Below are 17,520 nucleotides of genomic sequence, written 5' to 3'. Positions count from 1 at the left end.
GACCAGGTCGGTTTCCATCGCTGCGCGGCAGCCGCGACAGTGAACATCTCCTCAAGCGGGGCTGCCGAGGCAGCCCCGACCTCCGACGATTCGCTCCGCGCCCACGACCATTCGGCTGACGCGACGTGGAAGCTCGCGCTCGGCGCGATCGGCATCGTGTTCGGCGACATCGGCACCAGCCCGCTCTACGCCTTCCGCGAGACCTTCGCGGGCCACCATCCGCTTGCGCTCGACGAACTGCACATCATGGGCGTGATCAGCCTGATGTTCTGGTCGATGATGGCGGTGGTGACGCTCAAATACGTCACCGTCATCATGCGCGCCGACAACAAGGGCGAGGGGGGCAGCCTGGCGCTGCTCGCCCTGATCTCGGGCAAGGGCGGGCAGAAGCGCTGGACCGCGGGGATCGTGCTGCTCGGCGTGTTCGCTACCGCGCTCTTCTATGGCGATTCGATGATCACCCCGGCGGTCTCGGTGCTTTCCGCGGTCGAGGGCATCGCGGTCGCCGCGCCAGCGTTCAAGGGGCTGATCATTCCGCTCGCCGTGGTGATCATGGTGCTGCTCTTCTCGATCCAGCGCACGGGCACGTCCAGGGTCGGTATTCTGTTCGGGCCGGTGATGTGCACCTATTTCCTGGTGATCGCCACGCTCGGCATCCTCAGCTTCGTTCAGACACCGGGGATTCTCGAGGCGCTCTCGCCGCACCATGCCTGGTTGTTCTTCGCGGACGATACGCTTGCGGCCTTCCTCGCGCTCGGCTCGGTGGTGCTCGCGGTGACGGGCGCCGAGGCGCTCTACGCCGACATGGGTCATTTCGGACGCAAGCCGATCCGCATCTCGTGGCTGTGGTTCGTGCTGCCCGCGCTGATGTGCAACTATATGGGGCAGGGCGCGCTGCTGATGCGCGATCCCGGCGCGATCACCAGCCCCTTCTATCTGCTCGCACCCGAAGTGCTGCGGCTGCCGCTGGTGGTCGTGGCGACCATGGCGGCGATCATCGCGTCGCAGGCAGTGATCTCGGGTGCCTTCTCGGTTACCCAGCAGGCGATCCAGCTCGGCTTCGTCCCGCGCCTCCGGATCGAGCACACCAGCGCGTCGACCGCCGGACAGATCTATATCCCGCTCATCAACTGGGCGCTGATGGTGATGGTCATCCTGCTCGTTCTGACCTTCCAGACCTCGTCCAACCTCACCGCCGCCTATGGCATCGCGGTCACCGGCGCGATGCTGATCGACAACTGCCTGCTCGCGGTGGTGCTCTTCACGCTGTGGAAGTGGAAGAAACGCTATGCACTGCCGCTGCTCGCACTCTTCTTCGCGGTCGACCTCGCCTATTTCAGCGCGAACCTGACGAAGGTTCCGGACGGCGGCTGGTTCCCGCTGCTGGTGGGGCTGGTGGTGTTCACCGTGCTCACCACCTGGGCCAAGGGCCGCAAGCTGATGCTCGACCGGCTGCGCGAGAGCGCGATGCCGATCAAGATCTTCATCGAATCGGCCGCGATCGCCGCCACGCGCGTCCCCGGCACCGCGGTGTTCATGACCTCGACGCCAGACGGCGTGCCGCACGCGCTGCTCCACAATCTGAAGCACAACAAGGTGCTCCATGAGCGCGTGATCCTGCTCACCGTGAAGATCAGCGACGTGCCCTATGTCCTTGAGGCGAACCGCGTGAAGATGGAGGACCTGGGCAAGGGCTTCCACCGCATGATCCTCTATTACGGCTTCATGCAGGAGGCTGATGTGCCCGCGGCGCTCAAGCAGATCCGCAATTGCGGCGGTGAGTTCAAGATGATGGACACCAGCTTCTTCCTGGCCCGCCAGACACTGCTGCCATCGGCCAAGCCAGGCATGATGGTGTGGCGCGAAAAGCTGTTCGCCTGGATGCTGCGCAACGCCGAAAGCGCCATGGAATTCTTCCGCCTGCCGACCAACCGAGTGGTCGAGCTCGGGAGTCAGGTGGAAATCTGAGCGGATCCGGACCCTTCGTCGTCACTGCGCTGTTCGGGCGGCAGGATCAGGCCTGGTTCAATGTGCTGCGCCGCGAACATTATCCCCCGGAGCGCAACCTGGTGGACGCGCATCTGACGCTGTTCCATCAGCTTCCGCCTTCGGTGGGCGACGAGCTCAAGCATCGGCTTTCGCAGGAGACGCGCGGAGTGCGTGCACCGCGCGCGAAAGTGACCGGGCTGATGTCGCTGGACGGCGGAGTCGCCTATCGGATCGAGGCGCCCGAGCTGGTCGCGATTCGCGAAGGGCTGCTCGATGCCTTCGCCGGGCTGCTCACGCCGCAGGATGCCGGCCGCTGGCGCCCGCATGTGACCATCCAGAACAAGGTGCGGCCCGTGCTCGCCAAGGCGGTTCTGAGCGCATTGTCGCGCGATTTCGTGCCGCGCGAAGTGGAAATCGCGGGGCTGGCGAGCTGGGTTTATCGTGGCGGGCCATGGGAAGCCCATTCCCGACACATGTTCGCTTGACCACGCGAAAAGCCGGACCTATGTGGCGCGCTCCTTCGGGACTTGGAGCACCGCGCGGCGGAGTAGCTCAGTTGGTTAGAGCACGGGAATCATAATCCTGGGGTCGGGGGTTCAAGTCCCTCCTCCGCTACCAAGTCCCCGCCTTTCGGACGGCAAAGAAAGCCTGTTTGCCCACAGCATTGTGCCGCAATCGCGCAGCCCCATGTTGCGTCGGGGGACCCGCACCTCCTAGATGCGGGGCAAAGCATTCCGGAAGGCACGATGACCGCTACCCACTCCACTCGCATGCTGATCCTGGGCTCCGGGCCCGCAGGGCTCTCCGCCGCCATCTATGGCGCGCGCGCGGGGCTCGCGCCGATCGTCGTCCAGGGAATCCAGCCCGGCGGCCAGCTGATGACCACCACCGATGTCGAGAACTATCCCGGCTTCCGCGAGGTGATCCAGGGCCCCTGGCTGATGCAGGAGATGCAGGCGCAGGCCGAGCATGTCGGCGCACAAATGATGTGGGACACGATCATCGAGGTCGATCTCAGCCAGCGCCCGTTCCGGATGGTGGGCGACAGCGGCACCGTCTACGTCGGCGATACGCTGGTGATCGCCACCGGCGCGCAGGCCAAATGGCTGGGGCTCGATTCGGAGGAGCTGCTGAAGGGCAAGGGCGTGAGCGCCTGCGCGACTTGCGACGGCTTCTTCTTCCGGGGCAAGAAAGTGGCGGTGATCGGCGGCGGCAACACTGCCGTGGAAGAGGCGCTCTATCTCACCAACCACAGCCATGAGGTGACGCTGATCCATCGCCGCGACACGCTGCGCGCCGAGAAGATCCTGCAGGAGCGGCTCCACGCCAATGAGCGCATCAACGTGCTGTGGAACAAGAAAGTCGAGCGTTTCGTGGGCGGCGGCGATCCCGAAGGGCTGGTCGGCATCGAGCTCAAGGATACGGTGACGGGGGAGGTCTCGACGCTGGAGGTCGACGGCGGCTTCGTGGCGATCGGGCATCACCCCGCGACCGAGCTGTTCCGCGGCCATCTGACGCTCGACGACGACGGCTATATCGAGGTCGAGACCGGCACCACCAAGACGAATGTGCCGGGCGTATTCGCGTGCGGCGACGTGATGGACAAGGTCTATCGCCAAGCGATCACCGCGGCAGGAACCGGCTGCATGGCCGCGCTCGACGCCGAGCGCTTCCTAGCCGAGGCGGACTTCGAGACGGTGGTCCACCACCAGGCAGCGGAGTAGGCTAGAGTTTGATTCAGCCGAGTTGAAGCAGCGGTTCCCCGGCGAAGGCCGGGGCCCAGCATCGCCGGGGTCTCGAGAGCGCCCGCGCTTCATGGCGGCATTGCAACTGGGCCCCGGCCTCCGCCGGGGAAGCGATTCAATTAAATGACTCGAACTTTAGGGGCGATTCTTCGGAATCGCTCTGAAGTCTTGGCTCAGCCGAGCGCCTTGCCGGCGGCGAAGCGCGTGAGGGCGCCGAAACTCTCGAGCATTTCACCGTCGACTTCATCGTCCTCGATCAGAATGCCCAGCCGATCCTCGATCTCGGTCAGCACGCCCGCCACTGCGAGCGAGTCGAGCTCCGGTAGCGCACCGAAGAGCTGCGTGGATTCGTCGAAAGCGGCAGCGCGGGCCTCGCTCAGCCCCAACACGTCGCGCAGCACCGCGCGCACCGTGTTCTCAACCTCGTCATAGCCTTCGCGCTGCAATGTGGTTCCCCTGCGACTTTTCGGCCCCCCTAAGGCTTGGCGGGGGCGCTGCCAAGTATATGGGTAGGCGATGATCGCGCTCGATCCCGTACCCCGTCCGCTCGATACGCTGCCGTTGTGCGGCGCGCCCGGCGCCGTGGCGTTCGAGGACAAGGCGGGTACGCTCGACTATGCCGCGCTCGAGCTGGAAGTGGGCAGGCTCGCGCACGCGCTGGCACGGCTGGGCTTTGCGCCCGGCGAGCGCGTCGCGACCTGGTTGCCCAAGACACGCACCGCCTGCCTGATGCCGCTCGCGGCGCCGCGCGCCGGGCTGGTGCATGTGCCGATCAACCCTGTGCTCAAGCGCGCGCAGGTGGCGCACATCCTGGCCGACAGCGGCGCCCGGCTGCTGGTGACCCAGGCCATGCGCACCGCCGCGCTCGAATCCGGCGATGTCCCGGCGGACTGCCGTGTTGCCGCCGAGGAGGAGTTTGCATCGGCCGATGCCATGCCGCCTTCGGCTGCCGAACCGGACACGCTCGCCGCGATCCTCTACACCTCGGGCTCGACCGGCCGGCCCAAGGGCGTGATGCTGAGCCACGCCAATTTATGGCTCGGAGCCATAAGCGTGGCGCATTATCTTGAGATCGAACCTGAGGATCGTATGCTGGGCGTTCTCCCGCTCAGCTTCGATTATGGGCAGAACCAGCTCTTCTCCACTTGGGCTGCCGGTGCGCGGATCGTGCCGCTCGATTATCTGATCGCACGTGACGTGGTGAAGGCAGTCGAGCGCTTCGGCGCGAACAGCCTCGCAGGCGTCCCGCCGCTCTGGGTGCAGCTGCTCGAAGCCGATTGGCCCGCCGAGACGGCCGCGCGGCTGCGGCGGCTCACCAATTCGGGCGGTGCGCTCACGCCCCGGCTGGTGCGCGCGCTGCGCGAACGCTTCCCCCAGGCGGATCTCTATCCGATGTACGGGCTCACCGAGGCGTTCCGCTCGACTTATCTCGATCCGGCGCTGGTCGACGCGCATCCGGATTCGATCGGTCGGGCGATTCCCTTCGCCGAAGTGATGGTGGTGCGCCCCGATGGCAGCCGCGCCGGGCCGGAGGAGCCCGGCGAGCTGGTTCATGCCGGACCGCTCGTCGCCCAAGGCTATTGGCACGACGTCGATCGCACCGCGCAGCGCTTCCGTCCGGCGCCTTCCTTTGCCACTAGCAAGGGTATGGCAGTGTGGTCCGGAGATACGGTGGTCGAAGGCGCGGACGGGCTGCTGCGCTTCGTCGGCCGTGACGACGAGATGATCAAGAGCACCGGCAACCGGATCAGCCCGACCGAGATCGAGGACGCCGTGCTCGCGGGCGGCGAGGTGGCGGAGGCGGCGGCTTTCGGGGTTGCCGACGAGCGGCTCGGGCAGGCGATCGTAGTGATCGCGCGCGGCGATCCTGCCAGGGAATCCGAGTTGCGCGAGCGGCTGCGCCGCGAGCTGCCGAGCTTCATGCAGCCCGCGCGCTATGATTGGCGCGAGGTGCTGCCGCGCAACGCGAATGGCAAGCTGGATCGAAGCGCGCTCAGGGCGGAAATAAACGGGAAAGAAGCGGGCGAATGACCCTCCAGCCCAAGCCCTTCGGCCCGATCCCGCCCGAGTTCGCGGGGCTCGATACGCTACCGTGGATAGGCGAGGCGACCCCCGCCTATGTCTATGACTTCAGCGTGGTGGCGGCACGGCTGGCAAGGCTTCGTGCGGCACTGCCGCAGCATGTCGCGGTCCATTATGCAATCAAGGCCAATCCGTTCCCGCCGCTGCTGGCTGCAATCGCGCCGCTGGTGGACGGGATGGATGTTGCCTCGGCCGGCGAGCTCGATCGTGCGCTTGGCGTCATGGCGGCATCCGCGATCAGCTTCGCCGGGCCCGGAAAACGCGATGCCGAGATAGAGGCGGCGATCCGCGCGGGCGCGACGCTCAACCTGGAATCGATCGCCGAGGGCCAGCGCGCGCTCGCAATCGCCAAGGCGATCGGCATCCGGCCGCGGCTCGCAGTGCGGGTGAACCCCGATTTCGGGCTGCGCGGATCGGGGATGAAGATGGGCGGGCGCGCGTCGCCCTTCGGGATCGAGAGCGCGCATGTGCCCGCGCTCGTGGACCTGATCCGCGAGCAGGGGGGCGACTGGCGGGGTCTGCACATCTTCGCCGGGTCGCAATCGCTCGACACCGACGCAATCGTTGCCACCCAGGCCGCCACGATCGATCTTGCCGCGCGGCTCGCGGTGGCCTGCGGAGCGGCGCCACCGCTGGTCAATCTGGGGGGCGGTCTCGGCATCCCCTATTTCCCGGGCGATACGCCGGTGGACGTCGAGGCGATCGGCGCCGCGCTGGGCGAGGCGATGGCGACGCTCCCGGCCGCGCTCGCCGGCTCTGCCTTCGCGATCGAGCTCGGCCGCTGGCTGGTCGGGGAGGCGGGGGTCTATCTCGCCCGCATCGTCGATCGCAAACAGAGCCAGGGCGAGACCTTCCTGATCGTCGACGGTGGCCTCAACCACCATCTGGCGGCGACCGGCAATTTCGGCACCGTGGTGCGTCGCAACTATCCGGTCGCAGTCGCACACCGGATGCAGGACGCGCCCGAGGAAGTGGTGAGCATCGTCGGCCCGCTCTGCACGCCTCTCGACCGTCTGGCCGATCGCGTGGCTCTCCCGCATGCCGATGTGGGCGACGTGATCGCGATCTTCGCGTCGGGAGCTTATGGCGCCAGCGCCAGCCCGTCCGCATTCCTCGGTCATCCGCCTGCGCGCGAGCTGCTCGTCGCCGCGCCCGGCGGACACTAAGATGGGGGGTATCGCGGGGCTCTATTACCCCGCCATAGCGAAGCCGGTGGATCCCGCGCGGGTGGCTGCGATGCGCGACGCCATGGCGCACCGCGGCCCTGACGGTTCGGGCGTGTGGACGGCGCCCGGCGTGGGGCTCGGTCATCGCCGGCTCGCAATCGTCGACCGCGACGGCGGCGCGCAGCCGATGGCCAACTCCGACCAGTCGCTCGTCGTCGTCTTCGACGGCGAAATCCATAATTTCCGCGAAATCCGTGCCGAGCTGGAGCGCAAGGGGCAGCGCTTTGCTACCGAAAGTGACACCGAAGTGCTTCTCCACAGCTGGCGCGCCTGGGGACCGGCGATGCTCGATCGCCTCGATGGCGCGTTCGCTTTTGCGCTCCACGATGCGGAGCGCCAGAGCCTGTTCCTCGCCCGCGACCGGTTCGGCGTGAAGCCGCTCCACTATGCCCAACTCTCCGACGGCGCCATCGCCTTCGCTTCCGAGCTCAAGGGATTGCTGGCGCATCCGTTGTTTCGCCGGGCGCCCGACTTTCGTGCGGTAGAGGACTTCCTCGGGCTCGGTTACGTTCCCGACGACGCCTCCATCGTCGCCGGGGTGAAGAAGCTTCCGGCCGCGCATTTCCTGCTGGTCGAGCGGGGCCGCCCGGTGCCGGGCCCCAGCCGATGGTGGGACATCGACTTCTCGAAACGCGCGACGAGACGCCGCCGCGATCTGAAGGCCGAGCTGGTCGATCGGATGCGCGATGCCGTGCGCTCGCGGGCGATTGCCGGAGTGCCGCTGGGGGCCTTGCTCTCGGACGAAGTCGACGACAGCGCTGTGATCGCTTTGATGGCGGAAATGAGCAAGGTTGCGATCAAGACATGCTCGATCGGTTTCGAGGATGACGAGCGCGAAGGTGCGCGACTGGTCGCAGAGCGCTTCGCGACCGCGCATCGCTCGCGCACGCTGATCGCCGAAGACTTTACGCTGATAGACACGCTCGTCGCCGCGTTCGACGAGCCTTTCGGCGACGCCTCTGCGCTCGCTGCCTATCGTGTGTGCGAGTTCGCGCGCGAAGGAATGACGGTGGCACTATCGGGTGTCGGTGCCGACCAGGTTTTCGCGGGCCATCGCCGCTATCGCAGCTACGCCGCCTGGGAATCCATCCGCGGCCTGATTCCGGAGCAGCCCCGTGTCCGGCTGTTCGGCATGCCAGGCGACATTTACTCCCGGGCAGTGAGCGTCACGGCACCCGAGTTGCGCACGCAACTCTACACAAGCGCCGCACGCCACGCGCTCGCGGGGCATCGGGCGGAACAGCGCTATGTCGATGCGATGCGGGAGGCACCGGCGCGCGGCGGGCTCGACCGTGCCCAATATGCCGATATTCGCCACGCGCTTCCGGGCGATATCCTCACCAGGCTCGACCGCACGAGCATGGCAGTGAGCCTGCAGATGCGCCAGCCGCTGCTCGACCATCGGCTCGCCGAGTTCGCTGCCACGCTCCCGCCGCGGCTTCGCACGCGCACCGGCCAGGGCAAATGGCTGATGAAGAAGGCGATGGAGCCCTATCTGCCCAAGGAGCTGTTGTACCGGCGCGATACCGCAGCGACGGCGCCGGTGAGCGCGTGGTTCCGTGGTGCGCTGGCAGAACGGGCGGCGGGGCTCGCGCGCTCGAACCAGCTTGCCGCAACCGGCTGGTTCGATGCCGCCACGATCGAGAAATTGGCTGCCGATCACAAGGCATGCCGCGCCGAGCACGGCCGCACCCTGTGGCAATTGCTGATCCTCGAACGGAGCCTCGCCCGGCTGTTCGGCTGACCTAGCGCGTGGCGGTCCAGCGCGCGAAGATGTCGAGCCAGGCGTGATTGGGCGACTCCTTCGGAAGGAAGAGCGCACCGAAACCATGCCCCCCGCTCTCGATCAGATGCGCTTCGACTGGGACTTTAGTGGTCCGGCACGCATCGATCATCGCCAGGCTCTGCTGGACCGGTACCACCGGGTCATCCATCGCGTGGAGCAGGAAGATCGGCGGGGTGGCCGCGGTCACGCGCTTGAGCGGCGTGTAGCGCGCGAGCAGCGCAGGATCCTGCGAATCGCCGAGCAGCATCGATGCCGAACGGCTGTTGATCCCCGCGTCTGCGAAGCTGACGACCGGATAGACCAGCCCGGAATAGGCGGGGCGCGCCGATTGCGAATCCGCGGCGTCCACTGGGTCGTACACGCGATCGTCGTGCCCAACGGTGAGCATCGCGCCCAAGTGTCCGCCGGCGGAAAACCCGACGATGCCGAGTTTTGCGGGATCGATTCCCCAGGTCGCGGCACGCGCGCGGATCAGCCGCATCGCGCGCTGGGCATCCTGCAGCGGCACATCCGCGCGGTTGGCCCAGCCTTCACCTGGCAAGCGGTAGGCGAGCGTGAAGACAGTGATGCCGTGCGGGTTGAGCGCCTTGGCAACGTTGATGCCCTCATTCTCCATCGATACGAAGCCATAGCCGCCGCCGGGGATCGAGAGCACCGCGCGCCCGTCGGGCCTGGCGGGGCGATAGACTGCCACCACCGGCTCCGCGACGCCGCGCAGCCAAAGCTCGCGGTGCTTGCCGTTGAGCGTGAAATCGTTCTTCGGCAGCGGATCGGGCGCGCCCGGGGCCGTCCCGGGCCAGAGCTTGAACTGCTCGGCTGCCGGCCACTGCACACCGCCGGGACGGGGCGCATAGGGCTCGGGGCCTTTGTCCTGCGCACGCGCGGCCGAAGCCATGGCGAGGCCGATCGTGCCTCCGATCAGCGTGCGGCGGTCGATTGGCATTGGCGACTCCTCTCCATGTTGTTCTCGACCCTCACCCCCTCGGGAGCCGAGCCGATTCATCGCGGGGCCTTGTGCAGCGCCGCTTCGCCTGCTTGCAAGTGCGGATGAAACCCGCGCATTAGCCGGACGTTCGAAGCAACGGCCCACGAGAAGGAAGACCATGAGCAAGCAGCCGCCTGTACCCGCCGAGAACCAGTCCCCGTTTCCGATCGAGGAACCGCCGCACGATCATGCGGCCGACAACGAGACGGTCGCTGCGGTCAAGGAGATCGCCGCTGCCAAGGCCCGGCGCGCTCCCACCGCGCGTGAGCTGGGCATCGGCGCCGCGGTGGTAGGCATCGGCTCGGCCGCAATCGTTGCCGGGCTGCTTTACTGGCGCGGCAATCGTAAGGACGGGAAATAGACCCACGGAGCGACTGCTCCGAACGATGAACGTTCCATCTGAATCGACACCGCGGTGGCGGGAACCCGCACCGCTTCCATCGGAATAGCTGCGCATCGATCTGGGGGTTTGTCCCGATAGGTCGATAGCGTCGCGCCCGGCAGATTTGTGGCTGTTCGCCGTTGCGGCCCAGCGCCGCCGTGGCGGTCGCGGACGGCAATTCGTCTTTCGTGACCACGGCCTTCGGGCCGTGCGTAGTTGCCGCGCAACGACGGGAGAAGTCATGGAAGCGTTCGACCGGTTCGCCGATATCGTCGCCACCGCCACGGAAGCATTGATGATCGTCATCCTGATCATCGGTGCGCTCCAGGCCGTGGCGTCGCTTCCCCGGCTGATAAGGCAACGGGCGCATGTAGCGATCGCCGTCCGCGTCGCCTGGCTTCACTATGCCGCATGGATCCTGCTCGCGCTAGAATTCGCGCTCGCCGCGGATCTCATCCGAACGGTGGTGGCTCCCACTTGGAATGAAGTGGGCAAGCTGGCGACGATCGCTGCTATCCGGACGGCGCTCGGCTTCTTCCTCGGTCGCGACATCGAGGAGTTTCGCGAGGCCGATGTCGAGCCCGCGGACGAACCCTGATGCCGGACACCTTCCTTATGTCGACGGCCGGCTGGGGACTGTTGCTGGGCACCTGCCTGCTTGCCGGCGCCGAGCCCGCCCAGGCGCAGACCGCGACCGGATCGGCGAGCGGCGCGGACGTGACCCGGCCGTTGCAGCGCATCGATCTTCGCTCCGAGTTCAACGAGGAGGATACCACGGTCACGCTGCGCTATAACGCACCCGTGCCTCTCGACGACGGCTGGCAGGCGAACCTTCGGATGGATCTCCCCTTCAGGATCGTCGACGAGGAAGTGCCTGCCACTGACTCGGGCAGCGACGTCGGGCTGGGCGACATGCTCTTCCAGGCGATCTTCGTGCGCCATGTGAACGAGCGCGAGGGTTTCGGCATCGGCACGCAACTGATCGTTCCCACCGCTGCGGGCGAGGAATTCGGCAGCGGCAAATGGCGGCTCAGGCCCACCGCCGGCTATCGCTGGTCGCTTCCGCAAGTTTCGGAGGAGACGTTCTTCCAGCTCCTCGCCCGCTATGATTTCAGCTTTGCAGGGGACGACGACCGTGCCGACGTGAGCGAGCTCCAGTTCGCACCGAATCTGGAGATCGGACTTCCCGGGCGCGCATATTTCTCGATCTTCCCGAGCACCGACATCCGTTACAATTTCGAGCGGGACGAGTTCTTCCTGCCGCTCAACCTCGAGGTGGGCAAGGAGTGGGACAAGATCGTCGTCTCGGTCGAGGGCGGCGTCGGGCTCATTGCGGAAGAGCACGCCCCCTATGACTGGAAGGTCGAAGCGCGGGTGGGCGTCCGCTTCTGACGCGTAAAATGGCGAATACTTCGGCCATCCCGGTATTATCCGATTAATTGGTCCTATCTAGCGTTCGGTGCGGCATGACGCTAGTCTGGATGACCATTCCGGGGGGAAGAAGGAAACACGCTTGGCGGATTTATCAAGGCTCGCACCAGACGATGCCCGGCCCCAGCTGGGGCGAAACCTCACGTACGGCCTGCTCGACAGTCTCGGCCGAGCGATTGTTACTGGCCGATATGACCAGGAGGCATTCCCGACCGAAGCCGAGCTCGCCAAGCAGCACGGCGTGAGCCGCTCGGTGACGCGCGAGGCCGTGAAGATGCTCACTGCCAAGGGTTTGCTGAGCGCAAGGCCGCGCCAGGGAACGATCGTCCAGCCGACTGCCTCCTGGAACCTGTTCGACACCGACGTGCTTCGCTGGCTGCTCGAACGGCAGTTCTCGGTCGATCTGCTCAAGCAGTTCAACCAGCTCCGCGTCGCGATCGAGCCGGAGGCGGCGGCGCTCGCGGCACGCTTCGCCACGCCCGAAGATCGCAAGCGGATCGGGGAGGGGCTGGAACGTATGGCAGCTGCCGAGCGCGGGCTCGACGATACGCTGGATGCGGATATCGCTTTCCACGTCGCGATCCTCCACGCCTCGCGCAATCCCTTCTATGCGCAGTTCCGCGACATGGTGGCGACGGCGCTCAGGACCTCGATCCGCTTCACCAATCGCATCAAGGGGCGCACCGCAAATGTCGCGGATCATGCCACGGTGCGCGACGCGATCGAGGCCCGCGACCCGGAAAGCGCGCGGGTGGCGATGCGCGATCTGATCGGCGACGTGCTCGATCTGATCGATGAAGCCGAGGGCGCCGACAAGGATTGAACCCGTCGGCTAGTCGATGTCGCCCAGCAGCTCACGGGCGCAGATCTGCTCGAAACGGTGCTGTTCGATAGCGTCGCGGATGACATGGTCTTCCTGGCCACCCGGTTCACACCAGGTCGGTGGCCACCCTGCGGTACGGATTTGCTCAGCGGGTGTCCCGCGGCCGGACATGGGCTTTGGATCAGCGGGCATTGGGCGTACCGGATGGCTTGCGAAGCCGCACGTCCGGGCCGGCCGGCTGCGGGAAGCGCGGCTCGCCATCGGCGGTCCAGTCGATCCTGCCGAGATGCGGCGCGCGCTTGGCCGTGCAGCCCATCCCTGCTGCCGGGTTGGCGTGGTACACGATCCATTGCTCGCGGCCGTCCGGCGAGCGGAAGAAGCCGTTGTGGCCTGTCGCGAAGATGCCGTTGGCGCTCGAAAGCACCGGCTGCGGGCTCTTGGTCCAGCTGTCGCGCGAGAGAAGGTCGGCGCCCGGCCGCGCGTGCAGAAGCCCGAGCGAATAGTTGTCCGACCAGCAGGCACCTGCCGAATAGGTCATGTAGATCTGCCCGGATGGCCCCTTCAGAAACTCCGGACCTTCCAGGATGCGCCGACCGCCCTGGTTCTCCCAATCCTTGTCGGGCTCGGCGATCACGACCTCATCGCCGGTGATCGTCCAGGGATTCTTCATTCGCGCGATCGCGATGCCGCTCACCGGGCCGATGTAGGGCGAATAGGCGAAATACAGAATGCCGCCATGCTCGAACACGGTGCCGTCGATCCCTGCGCGCCGGGTGTTCACTCGGCCGCGGTCCACCCACTCGCCCTGCATCGGATCGCGCGAGGCATTCTCGAGCACGAACACCCCGCGATGCGCGTCGTCCTCATGACCGGAGGCGGTTGCCGAATAATAGATGTACCATTTGCCGCCGATGCGATGGAGTTCCGGCGCCCAGATCGAATGCGCGTTGGGCCCGGCGGTGGGAGGTGTCCAGACCACGCGCTGCTCGGCACGGGCCAGATTGGTGATGTCCCGGGTGCGCCATAGCGTAATCCGGTCTCCCAGCGTGTGCGTGTAGTAATAGCTATCCCGATCATGGATCACCCAGGGATCGGGGCCAGAGGGGAGCACGGGATTGGTGAAGGTGGCGGCGGCGGGGCTTGCTGGTCGCGCTTGGTTGCCGCGGGTCTGGGCGCAGGCGGCAGTCGCTGCGGCGAGCGCAAGCGGCACACACGCTGCGATCCAAGGGTTTGCTGCTGATCCCATTCGTCTCCGCTCCCCGTGCTGAAATATTTGAGATATGATAAATATCATATATGGAATTACGGGTAAGAATAGAGGGCCGAGAGCTCGATGATGAAATTTCCCCGCATGGCAAAGCGTGCACTGGGCCTGATGATGGCAACGGCGATCGCGGGATGCACGCAGAGCAGCGAGCTCGCGTCGGCACCATCCGTCGCTTCCGCTGCACCGGCGCCGGCGGTGGCGCCGGTGCAGCGCCCCAACATCCTGCTCATCCTGATCGACGATCTGAAACCCACGCTAGGTTCGTTCGGCGATCCCGTCGCGATCAGCCCCAATATCGATCGCCTCGCGGCGCGCGGCACGCGATTCGAGCATGCCTATGCCAATCAGGCCGTCTGCGCGCCCAGCCGGGTCAATTTGATGACGAGCCGCCGGTCGACGTCGACGGGCATCTACGAATTCGGCATGGATCTCCGGAAATACATCCCCAACGCGGTCACCTTGCCACAGCTGTTCAAGCAGGCGGGGTACGAAACCGAGAGCATGGGCAAGGTCTACCATGTCGGGCACGGATCGCACGACGATGCGGCGAGCTGGTCGGTCCCGCCGCGCAAGGACAGGGTGATCGAATATCTCGATCCCACGAGCACGGGCGGCCAGCCGACGCGCGAGGAGGCGCTGTTCAACGAAGTCCCCGTCGAGGGGAACGTCTGGCAATATGCGGCGAAGCTGGCGCGCGGCGCGGCCTGGGAAAGCCCGGACGTGCCGGACGACGCCTATGCCGACGGGCGCACCGCCAAGCGTGCGGCCGAGCGGCTGGCACAACTCAAATCTTCGGCATCGCCCTTCTTCCTCGCGGTGGGCTTCGCGCGCCCGCACCTGCCTTTCTCGGTGCCCAAGCGCTATTGGGACATGTACGATCCCGCCAGGCTGCCGATGCCCGATTTCGAGCGCATGCCCCAGGGCGCGCCTGACTTCGCCGGCAAGATCGGCGGTGAGATCAATGCCTACGAGCCCATCCCCGAAAAGGTGCCTGCGGCCGAGTATCCGGAGGAGCTCAAGCGCAAGCTGATCCACGGCTATTACGCGGGCGTCAGCTATGTCGATGCGCAGATCGGCAAGGTGCTCGACGCGCTCCAGCGGGAAGGACTGGCCGACAACACGATCGTCGTCCTGTGGGGCGATCACGGTTGGCATCTCGGCGACCACGGCATCTGGACCAAGCACACCAATTTCGAGCAGGCAGTCCGCCAGCCGCTGATCTTCGCGGGCCCCGGAACCGGAGCCGGCGGACGTTCGCCCGCCCAGCTTGCCGAGACGGTCGATGTCTATCCGACGCTCGCCGCGCTCGCCGGGTTGGAGCTGCCCGCGAAGATGCAGCCGATCGACGGCGCCGATCTTACACCGGTGCTGCGCGACGCTTCGGCCACGGTCCGCCCTTACGCCTATCACGCCTATCATCGGCCCGGGCGCATCGGCCAGGCGATCCGCACCGCGCGCTATCGGCTGGTGCGCTGGACTCAGGAAGCCACGGGCGTCCGCGTCTATGAGCTGTACGACCTCCAGGGCGATCCGGGGGAAACGCGCAACCTCGCCGACGCGCTGCCGAAAGTGCGTGCCGAGCTGGACGCTTATCTCGACGCACAGCCCAAGCCGGTTAGCACCGAACTCACCAAGCAACGCTCGGTCGAGTGAAGGCGGAAATGGCGCGCCCGGCAGGGTTCGAACCTGCGACCCCAAGCTTAGAAGGCTCGTGCTCTGTCCAGCTGAGCTACGGGCGCGCGCCGGGCCTCCCTAACGCGGATTGCGCCGCGGCGGAACCGCGATCATAAGTCCTGCCATGGACGAGGGGGACACGAAGCCGGCGCAGGTTGCGGCGCGCGAGATCTCGGGCGGGCATTTCCGCTATTATGATTTCGTCATGGCGGCTTTCGTTGCCATCCTGCTGCTGTCGAACGTCCTGGGCGCCGGCAAGGTCGCGCAAGTGTGGCTGCCGGGCTTGGGCTATTGGCCGTTCGGCGCGGGAATCCTCTTCTTCCCCATCTCCTATGTGATCGGCGACGTGCTCACCGAAGTCTATGGCTATGCCCGCGCCCGCCGCGTGATCTGGGCGGGCACGGCCGCGGTGCTGTTCATGGCCTTCATGTCGTGGGTTGTGGTCGCGCTGCCGCCCGCGCCGAGCTGGGGCAACCAGGCCGCGTATGAGACGATCTTCGGCCAGGTGCCGCGGATCGTGCTGGCTTCGGTCTGCGCCTTCTGGGCGGGCGAGTTCGTCAACAGCTATGTCCTCGCGCGGATGAAGCTGTGGACCAAGGGGCGGATGCTGTGGACGCGCACGATCGGCTCGACAGTGGCGGGGCAGGGGATAGACAGCCTGATTTTCTACCCGCTCGCCTTCCTCGGCGCCGAGGGGTGGACGACCGAGCTTGTCATCACCGTGCTCTTCACCCAATGGGCACTAAAGGTGGGCTGGGAAGTTCTCCTCACGCCGGTCACCTATGCCGTGGTCGGGTTCCTGAAGCAGCGCGAGGGCGTGGACGTGTACGACGAAGGCACTGATTTTACTCCGTTCGCGACGCGCGTGTGAACTACTGGCAATTGGCGAAAGCCTGGGTGGGCGAGACCACCGGTCTTCCTGACTCCACGCTTCACGTTCTGGGCGGAATGTTCCTGCTGCTCGCCGCGGCAGCCGTGCTGCGCCGCGTGATCTGGAGCTGGAGGCCGTGGCTCGCACTGCTGCTGCTCGAGATCGCGAACGAAGTCCACGACATGCTCAACCCGGCCAGCGGCGAGAATTGGATCGGTGCCTCGCTCCACGATTTCTGGCTGACGATGCTGTGCCCGACGCTGATCGTGCTGCTTGGCGGCTGGCTCTACCGCAACGCAAAGGCACGCGAACGCTGACGGGTGCAATCCGCGCACTTGCGCAACGTTGCCGAGGTGTAACAATCTGCTCCCCAGTCTTCGGGAGCAGACCATGGCCGTTGAGGAAGCTACGTTCGCCGGCGCCAAGGGCGTCGAGATCTTCTACCGCGTCTGGGAACCGGAGGGGACACCACGCGCAGTGGTGGTCATCTGCCACGGCGTCAATTCGCATGGCGGCCAGTATTTCTGGGCGGCCGAGCAGCTCTTGGCGGGCGGCTATGCGGTGTTCGCGCTCGATTTGCGGGGCAGGGGGCGATCGCAGGGTGAGCGCTTCTATGTCGAGGACGTGGCCGATTATGCGGCCGACGTCGCGGGCACGATCGCGATCGCCAAGGCGCGCCACCCCGGGCTCAAGCTCTTCCTGCTCGGGCACAGCGCAGGCGGTGTGACCTCGGCGACCTATGTGCTCGACCACCAGGCCGAGGTCGACGGGTTCATCTGCGAGAGCTTCGCCTTCCAAGTCCCCGCGCCGGGCTTCGCGCTCGCCGCGATCAAGGGGCTCAGCCACATCGCGCCGCACCTCAAGGTCCTCAAGCTCCACAACGAAGACTTCTCGCGCGATCCCGAATGGGTCGCTAAGCTCAACGCCGATCCGCTCATCAAGGATGAGGTCCAGCCTGCCGCGACCGTCGCCGCGCTGGTCCGCGCCGACGAGCGGCTCCGCGAGGAGTTCCCGACCATCACGCTGCCTTTGCTCATCCTGCACGGCACCGCCGACAAGGCGACCGTGTGCGAGGGCAGCGTATTCTTCCACGAGACCGCGGGCTCTGCCGACAAGACGCTCAAGCTCTATCAGGACCACGCCCACGATCTGCTCGCCGATTACGGCAAGGAGGAAGTGATGGCCGACATCAAGGCTTGGCTGGAGGCGCGGCTTTAGGAGAAGCGCGCGGCGCTACCGACTGATCCGACGGGAATGGC

General features: G+C 66.1%; 17 protein-coding genes and 2 tRNA genes. 15 read left to right on the top strand and 4 right to left on the bottom strand.

What is annotated here, in order from left to right:
• Positions 1-39: 39 nt before the first annotated feature.
• The 4 genes from ACMGDH_RS10310 (at position 40) to trxB (ending at position 3,713) form a co-directional block, all read left to right on the top strand.
• The gene (locus ACMGDH_RS10310) at positions 40-1,968 is read left to right on the top strand and encodes a potassium transporter Kup (RefSeq protein WP_436827847.1); all 1,929 of its coding nucleotides are present in this window, start codon (positions 40-42) and stop codon (positions 1,966-1,968) included.
• The gene (locus ACMGDH_RS10305; protein WP_436828242.1) at positions 1,965-2,474 is read left to right on the top strand and encodes a 2'-5' RNA ligase family protein; all 510 of its coding nucleotides are present in this window, start codon (positions 1,965-1,967) and stop codon (positions 2,472-2,474) included. Before ACMGDH_RS10310 ends, ACMGDH_RS10305 begins: the two co-directional genes overlap by 4 nt.
• Positions 2,475-2,530: 56 nt before the next feature.
• Positions 2,531-2,607: transfer RNA gene (locus ACMGDH_RS10300), tRNA-Met, on the top strand.
• 128 nt (positions 2,608-2,735) lie between these two features.
• Entirely contained in the window at positions 2,736-3,713 is a 978-nt protein-coding gene (gene trxB, locus ACMGDH_RS10295; RefSeq protein ID WP_436827846.1) for a thioredoxin-disulfide reductase, read from the top strand.
• Between the two features lie 194 nt (positions 3,714-3,907).
• Here trxB and ACMGDH_RS10290 read toward each other — a convergent pair whose 3' ends face one another.
• A complete protein-coding gene (locus ACMGDH_RS10290; RefSeq protein ID WP_436827845.1) occupies positions 3,908-4,180 on the bottom strand; it encodes an acyl carrier protein in 273 nt (90 codons plus the stop codon).
• A gap of 70 nt (positions 4,181-4,250) precedes the next feature.
• Here ACMGDH_RS10290 and ACMGDH_RS10285 point away from each other — a divergent pair, with 70 nt between their 5' ends.
• Genes ACMGDH_RS10285 through asnB form a run of 3 tightly spaced genes read left to right on the top strand, consistent with a single transcriptional unit; the run spans position 4,251 to position 8,786 of the window.
• Positions 4,251-5,765 (top strand): acyl-CoA ligase (AMP-forming), exosortase A system-associated, encoded by a 1,515-nt coding sequence (locus ACMGDH_RS10285; RefSeq protein WP_436827844.1) that lies wholly within the window; start codon positions 4,251-4,253, stop codon positions 5,763-5,765.
• On the top strand, positions 5,762-6,982 hold the full coding sequence (locus ACMGDH_RS10280) for a pyridoxal-dependent decarboxylase, exosortase A system-associated (RefSeq protein WP_436827843.1): 1,221 nt from the start codon (positions 5,762-5,764) through the stop codon (positions 6,980-6,982). Before ACMGDH_RS10285 ends, ACMGDH_RS10280 begins: the two co-directional genes overlap by 4 nt.
• A 1-nt stretch (position 6,983) precedes the next feature.
• The gene (asnB, locus tag ACMGDH_RS10275; protein ID WP_436827842.1) at positions 6,984-8,786 is read left to right on the top strand and encodes an asparagine synthase (glutamine-hydrolyzing); all 1,803 of its coding nucleotides are present in this window, start codon (positions 6,984-6,986) and stop codon (positions 8,784-8,786) included.
• 1 nt (position 8,787) lies between these two features.
• Here asnB and ACMGDH_RS10270 read toward each other — a convergent pair whose 3' ends face one another.
• The gene (locus ACMGDH_RS10270) at positions 8,788-9,771 is read right to left on the bottom strand and encodes an alpha/beta hydrolase (protein WP_436827841.1); all 984 of its coding nucleotides are present in this window, start codon (positions 9,769-9,771) and stop codon (positions 8,788-8,790) included.
• A gap of 160 nt (positions 9,772-9,931) precedes the next feature.
• Here ACMGDH_RS10270 and ACMGDH_RS10265 point away from each other — a divergent pair, with 160 nt between their 5' ends.
• The 4 genes from ACMGDH_RS10265 to ACMGDH_RS10250 all read left to right on the top strand — a co-directional run bounded on the left by ACMGDH_RS10265 (position 9,932) and on the right by ACMGDH_RS10250 (position 12,449).
• Positions 9,932-10,174: a hypothetical protein gene (locus tag ACMGDH_RS10265; RefSeq protein ID WP_436827840.1), complete on the top strand. Its 243-nt coding sequence runs from the start codon at positions 9,932-9,934 to the stop codon at positions 10,172-10,174.
• Between the two features lie 262 nt (positions 10,175-10,436).
• A complete protein-coding gene (locus ACMGDH_RS10260) occupies positions 10,437-10,793 on the top strand; it encodes a DUF1622 domain-containing protein (RefSeq protein ID WP_436827839.1) in 357 nt (118 codons plus the stop codon).
• Entirely contained in the window at positions 10,793-11,587 is a 795-nt protein-coding gene (locus ACMGDH_RS10255; RefSeq protein WP_436827838.1) for a transporter, read from the top strand. Before ACMGDH_RS10260 ends, ACMGDH_RS10255 begins: the two co-directional genes overlap by 1 nt.
• A gap of 121 nt (positions 11,588-11,708) precedes the next feature.
• Entirely contained in the window at positions 11,709-12,449 is a 741-nt protein-coding gene (locus tag ACMGDH_RS10250) for a FadR/GntR family transcriptional regulator (RefSeq protein WP_436827837.1), read from the top strand.
• Between the two features lie 181 nt (positions 12,450-12,630).
• On the opposite strand, the gene ACMGDH_RS10245 is transcribed toward ACMGDH_RS10250, so the two are convergent.
• Positions 12,631-13,695, bottom strand: coding sequence for a glycoside hydrolase family 43 protein (locus ACMGDH_RS10245; RefSeq protein ID WP_436827836.1), 1,065 nt, complete (start codon positions 13,693-13,695; stop codon positions 12,631-12,633).
• Positions 13,696-13,800: 105 nt separating this feature from the next.
• Here ACMGDH_RS10245 and ACMGDH_RS10240 point away from each other — a divergent pair, with 105 nt between their 5' ends.
• Positions 13,801-15,369, top strand: a complete 1,569-nt coding sequence (locus tag ACMGDH_RS10240) for a sulfatase (RefSeq protein ID WP_436827835.1) — start codon at positions 13,801-13,803, stop codon at positions 15,367-15,369.
• 9 nt (positions 15,370-15,378) lie between these two features.
• On the opposite strand, the gene ACMGDH_RS10235 is transcribed toward ACMGDH_RS10240, so the two are convergent.
• Positions 15,379-15,455 (bottom strand) — tRNA-Arg (locus ACMGDH_RS10235).
• Positions 15,456-15,514: 59 nt separating this feature from the next.
• On the opposite strand from ACMGDH_RS10235, the gene ACMGDH_RS10230 reads away from it, so the two are divergent.
• From ACMGDH_RS10230 to ACMGDH_RS10220, 3 genes are all read left to right on the top strand, one after another.
• Complete coding sequence (locus tag ACMGDH_RS10230) at positions 15,515-16,261, top strand: queuosine precursor transporter (protein ID WP_436827834.1); 747 nt, start codon at positions 15,515-15,517, stop codon at positions 16,259-16,261.
• An 11-nt stretch (positions 16,262-16,272) separates the two neighbouring features.
• Positions 16,273-16,578, top strand: coding sequence for a hypothetical protein (locus tag ACMGDH_RS10225; protein ID WP_436827833.1), 306 nt, complete (start codon positions 16,273-16,275; stop codon positions 16,576-16,578).
• A 73-nt stretch (positions 16,579-16,651) separates the two neighbouring features.
• Complete coding sequence (locus ACMGDH_RS10220) at positions 16,652-17,479, top strand: alpha/beta hydrolase (protein WP_436827832.1); 828 nt, start codon at positions 16,652-16,654, stop codon at positions 17,477-17,479.
• Positions 17,480-17,520: the final 41 nt, after the last annotated feature.

Origin of the sequence: Sphingomonas radicis, from assembly GCF_051400635.1 — a bacterium.
Classification (GTDB): domain Bacteria; phylum Pseudomonadota; class Alphaproteobacteria; order Sphingomonadales; family Sphingomonadaceae; genus Sphingomonas.
The sequence above is the reverse complement of the archived record's forward strand: the minus strand, read 5'-3'. Positions and strand labels throughout refer to the sequence as shown.

Bases quoted from the DNA above. Each gene is read 5' to 3' on its own strand.
- ACMGDH_RS10240 (WP_436827835.1), top strand. From the start codon at position 13,801: ATGGCAAAGCGTGCACTGGGCCTGATGATGGCAACGGCGATCGCGGGA.
- ACMGDH_RS10285 (WP_436827844.1), top strand. From the start codon at position 4,251: ATGATCGCGCTCGATCCCGTACCCCGTCCGCTCGATACGCTGCCGTTG.
- ACMGDH_RS10270 (WP_436827841.1), bottom strand. From the start codon at position 9,771: ATGCCAATCGACCGCCGCACGCTGATCGGAGGCACGATCGGCCTCGCC.
- ACMGDH_RS10260 (WP_436827839.1), top strand. From the start codon at position 10,437: ATGGAAGCGTTCGACCGGTTCGCCGATATCGTCGCCACCGCCACGGAA.
- trxB (WP_436827846.1), top strand. From the start codon at position 2,736: ATGACCGCTACCCACTCCACTCGCATGCTGATCCTGGGCTCCGGGCCC.
- ACMGDH_RS10230 (WP_436827834.1), top strand. From the start codon at position 15,515: ATGGACGAGGGGGACACGAAGCCGGCGCAGGTTGCGGCGCGCGAGATC.
- ACMGDH_RS10255 (WP_436827838.1), top strand. From the start codon at position 10,793: ATGCCGGACACCTTCCTTATGTCGACGGCCGGCTGGGGACTGTTGCTG.
- ACMGDH_RS10220 (WP_436827832.1), top strand. From the start codon at position 16,652: ATGGCCGTTGAGGAAGCTACGTTCGCCGGCGCCAAGGGCGTCGAGATC.
- ACMGDH_RS10280 (WP_436827843.1), top strand. From the start codon at position 5,762: ATGACCCTCCAGCCCAAGCCCTTCGGCCCGATCCCGCCCGAGTTCGCG.
- ACMGDH_RS10265 (WP_436827840.1), top strand. From the start codon at position 9,932: ATGAGCAAGCAGCCGCCTGTACCCGCCGAGAACCAGTCCCCGTTTCCG.
- ACMGDH_RS10245 (WP_436827836.1), bottom strand. From the start codon at position 13,695: ATGGGATCAGCAGCAAACCCTTGGATCGCAGCGTGTGTGCCGCTTGCG.
- asnB (WP_436827842.1), top strand. From the start codon at position 6,984: ATGGGGGGTATCGCGGGGCTCTATTACCCCGCCATAGCGAAGCCGGTG.